We start from the raw sequence: 10,968 nt of genomic DNA on the forward strand, positions 1-10,968 counted from the left end.
CCCGGGGGGGGGGGGGGGGGGGGGGGGGAGGTAAAGGACCTGGTCGCAATTCTGAAAGTATCCAGTTGAAATAAATTTTTGCGGGTAAAATATCATTAACATATATCTCACAAAAGTCTCCTTTCTCACTGGCCGGGGAGGGAGTCTTTTTGATTTTGAGATGGTTATTCAACGTGAAATAGTAAAGCCCTTGGCCGGTTGGTCGGGGTTCTGGTTTTTGTAAAGAGAACCCTTGGGGAGTGGTGGGTTTTGAGATGGTGGGGTCGGATAAAATTATTCCATAAAAAAGGAACTATAAGTATCAATGTCGAAATACCATATTAGCAACTTATAATAGCATTTTAGGTTGCTTTTTTTATTGCTCTTAAGTGTTAACCATGTGAAGTCGTGGTAATTGGTAGTAGATAGTTTTTATGAGATGACTGGAGTGAAAAGGATGTTTTCTCATTCACCAAAAAAAGATTCTAATAAAACGAAAGCTGTTCCTATAAAACGAGATAAGGCTAATATGTTGGATCCTAATTCTTTACAGGGGGTTTTAGCTGAACCTAACTGTTTAAGTTCTTCACATAGTGTTTTACAATTGCAGCGTATGATCGGTAATAGGGCTGTAATACAGCTTTTAAGGTCCCAAATTCAACAACAGGACATGGTTCAGCCTACACAACAAATGGATTCTGAGAAAAAAGAACTGCAAAAACGGCATTGTCCGATTCAAGCAGTTTTCGAGGATAAATATATACAAAAACAGAAAGATCTGGTGTTGGAGTCCCGGGAAAACAATACTGACATTCCTGATAACCTAATAACAGGTATGGAACATCTTTCAGGAATGGATCTTTCGGATATAAAGGTTCATTATAACTCATCAAAACCCTCAGGATTAAATGCGCTGGCTTATACCCAGGGAAGTGACATACATGTTGCCCCCGGCCAGGAAAAACACCTGCCTCATAAAGCATGGCATGTGGTGCAGCAAAAGCAAAAGAGGGTAAAACCGATTCAGCAAATCAATGATGTGGCAATTAACGATGACAAGAATTTAGAGAGAGAAGCGGATGTAATGGGTGAAGCATCTTTGCGTAATGAAATTTCGCATCCTGTTAACGTAATTAAAAATCAAACGCCTAATACGGATGTTGTTCAGAGGAAATGGGAAGAAACCGATAGCAAAGATACGCTGAAATGGAGTGAACCTTTCGGTGGATTAAGATGGTATTACAATTCTAAAAACAAGAAAATGTTCTACATAATCGAGAAAGATAGAGATTTGACAGAAAAAGATAAAATTTATCTTAAAAAAAGTGAGAAACAAGAGTTCACTTATGAAGAATGGATTAATGCCGGATGGAACTTTGGTGGTTCGTATAGGGTGTTTGCCGCGAAAAGCCCTAGTGATTTCCTCACGGAGGACCCAGAGTTTTATCAGTATTTCGATAAGGAAAATGAGGATGAAATTGTCGTTGGTGTCTTAGATACAGGTATAGCAGCTGTCAGTAAATACCTTGCTGATCATTTGAAAGCGGCGGGAGATTTCAGCCCCAAAGGCAAAGGTCCTTTATCAGGAGAAGAATATAGCACATACAAAAAAAGTATTAATGATTTTCACGGAACCAACGTGGCAGGGCAAGCTGCTTATGGTACGAACAATATCAAAATTGTCGATATTAGGGGTCAAATAGGGCAGATAGGTGTTGATAATTCTAAAAATATTGCAGATGGTATTAAATGGGCCATTGAAACCCACAATGCCAAAATCATTACCTCTAGTCTTGACATTAATTGGTCAAAAAAGGATATACAAAAAATTGTGAGAGCACATCCTGAAGTATTATTTTTAACAACTGGAGCTAATAACAATACAGAACTCAAAAAAAGGAATATTGATATTGATGAGAGCAATCCCGACAACCCACCTGTAGAAAACGCATTGCTTGTAGGAGGGGTCACATTGGATGGAAAGAAACATCCAAGTCGCGGTTACGGGGAGGCTGTGGATGTTATGGTACCCTCAGGAAGTAGTGACGATCGAGAGCGTGCATTGAATCTACATATGCCCACAAAAGCCATGGCTAAGTTAATTGGGCAAGACGAAAGTTGGGTGGAACTGGTTACGAAAGAATTTGGAGATAGTCTGATAGGATCGGATTCTGGTGTTTCCTTTGGTATCCCTGTTGTAGCCAATATTGCTGCAAAAATGATGCTTATCAACCCGAAACTAACTGTAAAGGATATCGTAGAAATTCTTACTAATATAGCGGTACGTAATAAGGGGGGAGAGTTAGGTAAATTGTCCAAATCTAAAGGGATGGTTGACCCATTATTAGCTTATAAGGAAGCAGAAAAAAGAAAGTAATAGAAATAAAAAATAGTATACCCCTTATTCCTGGAAACTTAAGAATAGTAATGGCCAAATAACAGAACCTGTTTTTACAGTAGTAGATGCCAAGACCGACCGCATCACGAAGCTCTGCGAACAGGCCGGCGCCGTCTCTATCGACTGGGCCATGCACACTTATGGCCCGCAGTTGATCGGGGTGGTGTTTCCTGCGGGCCTGGGCGGGTACCGGGCAATAGGGTGGCCGAGCGACTGGGAGAGATAAAATATTAAAAACCCCCGGAGCAGGAGGACCTTTTATGGGCACTCGCTCCAGGGGTTTTCATTTACTTTTGGCAGTAGCCTCCGCCATAAGGCATTGAAAAGACCAGGAGGATAAGTATCAGGAAGAGAATAAAGCTTCCATCAAATCCGCCACCGCCACAACCATACCCCATATGAAAACCTCCCTTTTGTTTTACTGCCATAGTATGGTAGAAGATTATAGAACGTTCCTTTTTCTACATGGAGGAAGATTTATTTCCGGGTCCTCACCAAGGGCGGGTAACGGGCTGTGGGGTGGCCGGGGGATTGGAAGAGGTAAGTGTTAGTTTTATAGATAGCCCTCAAGCCGGCTCTTTAAGGAACAGATTGTATATCTCAATATATATGCCTTAGTGTATAGATTAGCTTAGTTTGCTGACAAAGGAGTTCTCAGCAAGTGACATAATTTTACGTTACAGAACTGCAATGGCAGGATACAACTTGCCATTTTCCTTCACGATACTTCCAGACACGTGTGTAATAAAATTCTCCAGCCACTGATTCTGTTTTGAATGTACCCGATACAAATACTTTTGTAACTGTTACGGCTGATTTTTCCAGCTGTCTTATTTTTTGATCCAAAATATCAATTTGGGTTACCTTCAAATTCCCAGATCGGTGTACTTCAATATCTGCTTCTTTTGAAATAATCTGTCCAAATTGATTGACGAAGAGAAGATCGTCGGCAATGAGTTCATTCAGGACATCCACATTACCAGATAGCATAGCTTTTCTAAGGAATTCTTCATAATAAACAATTTCGTTATGTTCCATGACAATAAATCCCTTCCATCAATTTCTTGGTTATAAATAACCAGATGTATTGGCGTAAGCGTAATACCTTAAAAGAGTAATCAATTTTAATAGTATATAAAAACTTTATAATGGAGAAGTTTAGGGTCTTTTTTTTTCATCAAAAGCAATGCAAGAAGATCCGGTGTGGCGCAATACTTCTAAAGAGGGCATATACCTTGTTTTAATTTTATATATTCGGCACCCGTTAGGAGTCCTGTTGTCCCAGGTGACATAATAGTGTTCACATTTTATACAGTTTGGTTTTTTCTGGCTATCCAAGGTTTTTCTCCTTGCTTAATATCAATGAAGGCAATTATATTTTATCAAAGATTGAGAGGTTTATAAAACATGTGATTTTAGATCAAAGGATAATTACCCCAGGTATGCGCTTATGGCCATGGTATAAAGTATTGGCCGCCGATTATAGTTAAAAAAGAAGAAGAAAAGCGGCGTATCAATAACATTTTCTGACCTGTCCGGAGACCGTAATAGATGGTAATATGTTTTAGCAATACAGGTCAAGTAAGCTAGATGTATTTCGTGCTATCCTTTTTAGCAGAAGGTGAGAACATGGAGAGTTGGGAAAAGGTAAAAGCTGTTCAACGCATGCAAGAATACATTGCCGAACATATAAAGGAAACCATAACCCTTCGCATGCTTGCAAATGCGGCGAGATATTCACCGTGGCACTCTGCAAGGATTTTTAAAGAACTGACAGGAAAGGCCCCGTTTGAATACATTCGAGCACTTAGATTGTCCCAGGCGGCTGTTAAATTGCGCGATAATAATATAAAAATAACCGATGTTGCTTTGGATTTTGTATTTGATTCACATGAAGGGTTTACAAGGGCTTTTTCCAGGCAGTTTGGAATGACTCCCCGGCATTACTGCAAATGTAAAGACAAACCTGTACTCAAGCTTTTTATTCCTGATAGCATCCGTGATCATTACCTTACATTACAAAAAGGAGAGAACGAAATGTGTAAAAATCCTAATATTAAAACTGTCTTTGTTCAAGTGGTTGACCGCCCTGAAAGAAAATTGCTTTTTAAGCCCGGCATTAAAGCTAAACATTATTTTGAGTATTGCGAAGAAGTCGGGTGTGATGTATGGGACGTTCTTTCTGATATCAAAGAGGCAATTTATGAACCTATTGGAATGTGGATGCCGGAAAACTTGCATAAACCGGGTACATCAGAATATTCTCAAGGTGTTGAAGTGCCTGCAGATTTTTCAGGAGAAATTCCGGAAGGTTTTGAATTGGTTGAACTCCCGCCGTGCAAAATGATGGTTTTTCAGGGGCAGCCTTTTGATGAGAAAAAATTTGGCGAAGCAATAGAAGAGATATGGGGAGTTATGAAAAACTATAATCCGGAGATTTATGGCTTTAAATGGGCCGATGGAGATGGGCCGAGGTTTCAGCTGGCGCCAATGGGATACAGAGGTTATATTGAAGCGCGGCCGGTGCAGCAGCTAAACGCTAAATAACTGCTCATATTAATCCTAATTAATAATTTAATTATTCTTCCTGTGAAGCCGCTACAGCTGCTGTACTCGCATTAATCTCCAAGAGAGCATTTGCCCGGAGTTCCGCCGGCTTTTTCTCATACACATAAATCCCGGAAATACCGGGATTATTTTTTTGCTCTTGCTTCAGCTTTCGGAGGACAAATTTTGCCAGGGCGTTTATTGCCCTCTGATGGTCCTCGGCGCTGTTGGAGTACTGCCTTTCTATTATCACACCCGGCACCTCCTGGAATATGCTATACTTTTACATATATGCGGGAGATGAGGGGGGACAATCCCATCATGATTGTGGCATTTTATGCCAGGGTGTCAACTGACGAACAGGCCGAGCGAGGTAATATAGAAAGCCAGGTGGATTTTGCCAAAAAGTATTTTGACCTTTATGCCGCGGCAAATGGCATAACCGGCTGCGAGTATTACCTGGATGACGGTGTTTCCGGGGTCCTTCCGCTAAAGGACAGGCCGGCCGCATCAAGATTGCTTGCCGATGCCAGGGCCGGAAAATTTAATGCTTTATTTGTTTACCGGCTTGACCGCCTGGCCAGGTCGGTAAAACATGTGCTGGATACATATGATTTTCTGGAAGAGAGAAATATCGCTCTGAAAAGCATGACCGAGGCCTTTGACACCAGTACTCCCACCGGTAAATTTTTCATGACATTGCTGGCCTCCATAGCGGCATTGGAGCGTGACACTATACTGGAGCGGACCCAGATGGGCAAGGAAAGAGCCATAAAAGAAGGGCGCTGGACCTCGGGGCAGCCGCCTTTCGGATACCGGATAAGTGATGACAAGCGGCTGGCAGTATTCGAGCCGGAAGCGGAAATTATCCGGATGATTTTCAAGCTCTACCTGGAAGGAATGCGGACCATACCGATAGCTGAGTATCTAAACGCCCGGGGGATAGCCACTCCCACACAAAGTAAAAAGACCAAAAACACCAGCGTAGGTAAATGGCACGCCGGGCATGTCTCCATAATTCTAAGAAACAGGGCATATATCGGGGAATACAAAACCATGCAGCGGAGTAAAAAACAAAAAGAGGGCCGGTTAATACAGGTTCCCTCCATTGTCAGCCGGGAGGATTTTGATAAAGCCAACAGGTTGCTTATTGAAAATGCCGACACAGCCAGGGGCTCCAGGGGCAGGGAATATTTATTGAGGGGTCTGATTTACTGCGGCGGCTGCGGGCGGGCTTTTATAGGCAGCAGCGGCAATAGCAAAGAAGGAAGGGTTTATTACAGGTGCTCCGGCGTCGCTAACAACGGCCAGGGAAAACGGTGCGACGCCAAGCTGATCCGGGCTGCCGACATAGAAAATGCCGTCTGGAGTGACATCCAGCATTTCTTAAACAACCCCGACGAAGTGGCCAGGGCCATTGAGAGAACGATTAAGCAGGATTCCGAACAGCTGGAACCTGTGCAAAATGAACTCAACGGAATTGAAAACGGCTTATTGGAAAAACAGGTGGCCAGGCAGAAAATATTATCATTGGTATCAAAAAACATAATAACGGATGCCGAGGCCGAGGGTGAGCTGCTTGCCCTGGCCGGCCAGATTGAAACCCTGAATCACCGCAAAGAACAGCTGATGGCAAGAATGGAGCAAAGCCAGGAATTATCCAATCGGGCAATTAATATTTCGCTGATTTTGAAGACCTTAAAGGATGCGGCGCACAGCGGCATTGCGGAGGATAAGGCCGAGCTTATCAGGGCCCTGGTGAAAAGGGTTACGGTTTATACCGAGTATGATAATAATAGGAAGGAATCCAGGGTAAATATTGAACTTTTTTTTAATGCCATGAATGGTTTAGGGTTAAACGTCTCAGGAGATGCTTAAATGTGACGAGAAGTTCCTTTGGAATTTACTTTCCCTTTCCCAGGAGGGTAATTTTAAGGCCGGCCGCTTCGCCTTGATCTATGCTGATGAAATGATCGTCTATTCATATAACTAAAATAATAAGGCGGCAAAAATGCTGCCTTTACGCGGTGTTCACTGCCTGTCCTGTAGTACTTTTTATATCGAAGCGTTTTCAGCGATATGTTCTGTAACAGTAAGATTAATTTTATAGCCCAAGCGTCTCATGAAGCTTTCGCAATCCTCCCAGGTAATGCCGAAAGATTTTACGTCTGCGAGTCCTAGACGACTCGTTATGTCTATTAATGTATCAAAATCTTTTTCTTCAAAATCATCTTCCATCATAGACATTTCGGCCCAATCTACAAGCTCAGGGAGCGATAGCCGATGAAATAAATAATCTACAAGTTTTTGTGCTACTTTATGACGTGTAATCATTTTTATCACCTTTCGTTATTTTTATATGACCTTTATCTTCAGGGAATTTCTCGTGGACCTCTACCAGGTTCCCGTTGTGGTCATAAATTTCCTGGTAGAATCTTATTGTTTCTTCATTGCTGTTAACTTCTTTTACATATCTGGCCGACCAACCACTTTTGCCTTTTACTTCGTAATAATATCGGCGGCCACCTTCTGGCAGTTTCGTCCATGAACGAAACTTTTTTTCATTTTCCTTTCGTTTATCGACCACAATCTGTATTGCTCCTTGGTTTTTTATGAAGTATATCTATTAAGTGCTTAAGTGTCAATAATAACCATTTGGAGAATTATGGTGGTATGCGTCATTTTTAGTAATATTTTTACCTGCGAGAGAAAAAGTAAAACGTGGATGTATTTCAAGATCGAATTTCCCTTTGCCGGTCTTGTTTAGATAAACGACAGCAATCAGATCAGATAACAGTTTGTTTTTTAGTGTTTTGTTCTCCGCTGAATGATAGGCTTCCAAGAACGTTTTAATGTTTTTCTTAAGCTGTAGCATTTCCTGTCCTTGGACAGGCTTCTTTGTTCCTGGGGATTCTATTGCATCCAGCATGGATAATTCTTTTTCAATTTCATCGCGCCTTTCTTGAAATATCTGGTCATCGTATATGCCTGCTTCGTATTTTTCATATATAAATTTTAGCCGGCGTTTTAGTTCGGCTTTTCTACGTTGTACGGATTCGTTTGTATCTATAGAAACGGCGGCTTCTTTTTGTTGCTGGTAAACCTGGCCGAAAATTTCGTCTAACTTTTGCGTATCAAATTCGTCTAAAATATCAAGATATCTTAAAATCTCAGATTCCACATCCCTGTACTTGACACAGGTGCAGCCTGGTGTGGGGCACCATAGAAATTCCTTATGGTATTTACTTATTCCTCCGGCTTTCTTTTTATAATTTTGGACAGAATACTGGCGGACCATACGGTGGCCGCATTTTGAGCAAACTACTAAACCGGCCAATTCGCAGGGTGAAAAATCTAACTTGACTTTAGGCTGCTCTGCTACTTTTTGTAGCTTTTTCTGTGCCAGGTCCCATGTTTCTTTATCAATAATTGGCTCGTGGGCATGTTCGACAACAATCCATTCTTCTTCCGGACGGTTAAAATATTTATTGGCAATTCTTTTTCTAGTTCGATATTTAACGGTACCGATATATACTACATTCTCTATAAATCTTTTTACCGATAAATAGTTCCAACTGATGGCCCGCCGTGGTGTGGGTATTCCAATTTTAGTCAGGTAACTGGCTATAGCCCGGAAAGCTATTTCCCTGGTGGTGCCGTTTTGTTCCAAACCATAGACGTACAGGGTAAATATGTATCTAACTATTTGTGCTTCATCTTCGTCAATTTCTAGTCTCTGTGTACTGTTGTTGAGTCTATAACCAAAAGGAGCCTGGCCGCAGATCCATTTGCCTTCATGGGCAAGATTATATTTGGCGCTGACGAGCCTTTCTTTGATCATCTCAAATTCTTCTCTGGCAAAGAACAGCTCAAACCGGATTTGCCGGGCATCGGCAGGATTCTGTGGGTCATAAATTTTATAAGGGGTAATTATAAAAATTCTTTTTGATACTAGTAAATCGTAAATCTGTCCCATGTCTGTATAAGTACCGCGGCCTAGCCGGGGTATTTCTTTTACTGCTATGGCATTGTATTTACCTTGCTCAATGCTTTTTAGTACCTGGAGAAATATCGGCCTAGTCTCTATTTTGTCTCCGGAGCCGATTTCCTCAACCTGATCGTAGGGTATTTTAAGGTCGTCCAGCACCTTTATCATTATCTTTTTTTGGGTGGCCAATGTATCTTCTCCGGTCCGTTTCTCTCTTTCAATATCCTGCCGGGAACGACGGAGATAGTTGATTATATGGGTGATGTATTCGGTTATTTCTTTTGTCCTGGCGGGCATGATATCAGTCCTTTGTTTTGGTATGGTTAATGATATTCTACACATACCAATGATATCCTTGTTTCTTATGAGGGGGTAACATGGAAGAAAAAACGCTTATTATTCTTGACCCAACACTTAAACAGGGGTTTACAGCAATTCCAAATTGCGTTCTATATGCTAAGGGTTTGTCGATGGCCGCGAAGGGCTTGTTTGCTGTCTTGCTTTCTTTCGCCTGGGAGAAAAATGGGTGTTGGCCCGGCCAGGAGAAGATTGCCGAAGCTGCTGACTGCCATAAAAATACAGTTGAGAAATACCTAAAAGAATTACGTGACTACGGGCTCATTAGTTGGAAGCGCCAGGGGTTGAATAAGCCAAATATTTACTATGTTAATAATTTATCGGGTGTGATAAGGCCCAAAAATAGTGAAACACAACAGCCGGAAGCCTTGAAAACAGCGGAATCACAAGGGTGTGTGCATCCGGAATCACAAGGGGTTGTGATTCAAGATGCACACACCCTTGTGAATAAAGAATATAATAATGTTGTTGTTGTTGAAGGAGAGCAGGAGAAAAATTCCAACGAAGCAACAATATCAAACTTTGAAAATCTGGTGACAAAACTAAAACCGAAACAGGAACTGATATCGGAAAGCTCCATTCAAGAGATTCAGGAAGTCGCCCGGAGAAACTGCGCGGCTGATTTGCCTGCTGATTTTATTGCTGGATTGCTAAGAGAATATCCACCGGAGCGAATCAAGGAAAAAATTGAATTAATCGGCGCCGGCGCCGGGCAGATCAGGAATCTGCCCGGTTTGCTTTTGGCTGCGCTGCGCGATAATTATGTGAACATCCCGGGAAAGCCGGCTCTTAAAGAAAAAGGGGAAAATAACAACAACGTTTCCAGGGCGGGACCGAAAAAAGAATACCGGGACATTAATTGGCAGCCGGCGGACCAGAAGGAAAAGAGCAGCAAGAATAGGCGTGATTTGCTGGATGAGCTGTATGTGAGGTGAATTCATTTTATTCCACGTGGAATATCTGGGGCTATGCTTCACAGCCATGCCACGGCTTAAATCCTTGTCGCCATTGGTGTTATGCCAAATTTTGCAGTTTTTTGTGTCACGGGCAAATATTTGTGGCACGTTATTAAGAAATAGTTGTAATTTATTCTGTATTACCAAGGGTTTAGGGTGTGGCTTGGCTTTGTGGCACGAATTTTAGTAATTGAGCCGTTAAAGCCTTTCGTTTCTTGGGCTGGAGCCGTGGCAATGCTTTTTTGTGGATTTGTAGGGTGAAGGATGTTATTTGGGGTTAACAGATTCTTTTTTTGGGCGCTAATTCCCGCCACCCTCTTTCGCTACCGAGCCCGCCTTTTAGGTTTTTATTTGGGGTCTTGCGGTCTCGGCTTAACGCTCATGGCCAGCCTTTGGGGAGTATATTTGGGGTCGGTGCTGGCCACCGTGGGTACCCGGCGGAGCGCGGCTTTGTGGTTTGGTGATGGGGTCTGTTAGGGCTTTTCTTTTGGGCTTTTGTTTGGGCAGGAAGGCCGCCTGACCGTCTTGTTATGGGGTATTCCTTTGGGGTGTCAAGACCGTCAGGCTCGCTATGGGGGCACACTCCGCCCTTGCTTTGGGGTTCTGCTTTTTTGCCGGTCGGAGAGTGCCCGCTTATTCTGTTTTATTTTGGGGTCTTTTAATAGGTGACGCTGCTTAGGCAGCGTTTTTATTCGCTTTTTTGCCTTTTCAACAGGCTTTATTGTAACACAGGCTCTAAAGGC

Annotated in this window: 9 protein-coding genes and 1 pseudogene; 5 read left to right on the forward strand and 5 right to left on the reverse strand. The window is 42.4% G+C overall.

Annotation, left to right across the window (positions count from 1 at the left end):
* The first annotated feature begins 394 nt into the window (after positions 1–394).
* Entirely contained in the window at positions 395–2,356 is a 1,962-nt protein-coding gene (locus tag DCCM_RS18665) for a S8 family serine peptidase (RefSeq protein WP_165792132.1), read from the forward strand.
* Positions 2,357–3,049: 693 nt separating this feature from the next.
* Here the strand turns inward: DCCM_RS18665 and DCCM_RS11755 are convergent.
* Complete coding sequence (locus DCCM_RS11755; protein ID WP_104372595.1) at positions 3,050–3,415, reverse strand: nuclear transport factor 2 family protein; 366 nt, start codon at positions 3,413–3,415, stop codon at positions 3,050–3,052.
* A gap of 591 nt (positions 3,416–4,006) precedes the next feature.
* Between DCCM_RS11755 and DCCM_RS11765 the strand changes: the two genes are divergently transcribed.
* Positions 4,007–4,924: an AraC family transcriptional regulator gene (locus tag DCCM_RS11765; protein WP_104372597.1), complete on the forward strand. Its 918-nt coding sequence runs from the start codon at positions 4,007–4,009 to the stop codon at positions 4,922–4,924.
* A 31-nt stretch (positions 4,925–4,955) separates the two neighbouring features.
* Here the strand turns inward: DCCM_RS11765 and DCCM_RS11770 are convergent, their stop codons facing one another.
* Positions 4,956–5,177: a hypothetical protein gene (locus DCCM_RS11770; RefSeq protein ID WP_104372598.1), complete on the reverse strand. Its 222-nt coding sequence runs from the start codon at positions 5,175–5,177 to the stop codon at positions 4,956–4,958.
* 68 nt (positions 5,178–5,245) lie between these two features.
* Here DCCM_RS11770 and DCCM_RS11775 point away from each other — a divergent pair, with 68 nt between their 5' ends.
* The gene (locus tag DCCM_RS11775; RefSeq protein WP_165792133.1) at positions 5,246–6,802 is read left to right on the forward strand and encodes a recombinase family protein; all 1,557 of its coding nucleotides are present in this window, start codon (positions 5,246–5,248) and stop codon (positions 6,800–6,802) included.
* Positions 6,789–6,914 (forward strand): annotated as a pseudogene (locus tag DCCM_RS11780) (hypothetical protein); the annotation flags it as partial. The gene DCCM_RS11775 and the pseudogene DCCM_RS11780, both read left to right, overlap by 14 nt.
* Before the next feature lie 65 nt (positions 6,915–6,979).
* Here DCCM_RS11780 and DCCM_RS11785 read toward each other — a convergent pair.
* The 3 genes from DCCM_RS11785 to DCCM_RS11795 are packed head-to-tail and all read right to left on the reverse strand — an operon-like array spanning position 6,980 to position 9,254.
* Complete coding sequence (locus tag DCCM_RS11785) at positions 6,980–7,258, reverse strand: hypothetical protein (RefSeq protein WP_104372600.1); 279 nt, start codon at positions 7,256–7,258, stop codon at positions 6,980–6,982.
* The gene (locus tag DCCM_RS11790) at positions 7,242–7,511 is read right to left on the reverse strand and encodes a hypothetical protein (RefSeq protein ID WP_104372601.1); all 270 of its coding nucleotides are present in this window, start codon (positions 7,509–7,511) and stop codon (positions 7,242–7,244) included. Before DCCM_RS11790 ends, DCCM_RS11785 begins: the two co-directional genes overlap by 17 nt.
* Positions 7,512–7,565: 54 nt before the next feature.
* Entirely contained in the window at positions 7,566–9,254 is a 1,689-nt protein-coding gene (locus tag DCCM_RS11795) for a recombinase family protein (RefSeq protein WP_104372602.1), read from the reverse strand.
* Between the two features lie 35 nt (positions 9,255–9,289).
* Here DCCM_RS11795 and DCCM_RS11800 point away from each other — a divergent pair, with 35 nt between their 5' ends.
* Positions 9,290–10,204: a helix-turn-helix domain-containing protein gene (locus DCCM_RS11800; RefSeq protein ID WP_104372603.1), complete on the forward strand. Its 915-nt coding sequence runs from the start codon at positions 9,290–9,292 to the stop codon at positions 10,202–10,204.
* Positions 10,205–10,968: the final 764 nt, after the last annotated feature.

It is taken from the genome of Desulfocucumis palustris (assembly GCF_002933875.1).
Lineage (GTDB): Bacteria > Bacillota > Desulfotomaculia > Desulfotomaculales > Desulfocucumaceae > Desulfocucumis > Desulfocucumis palustris.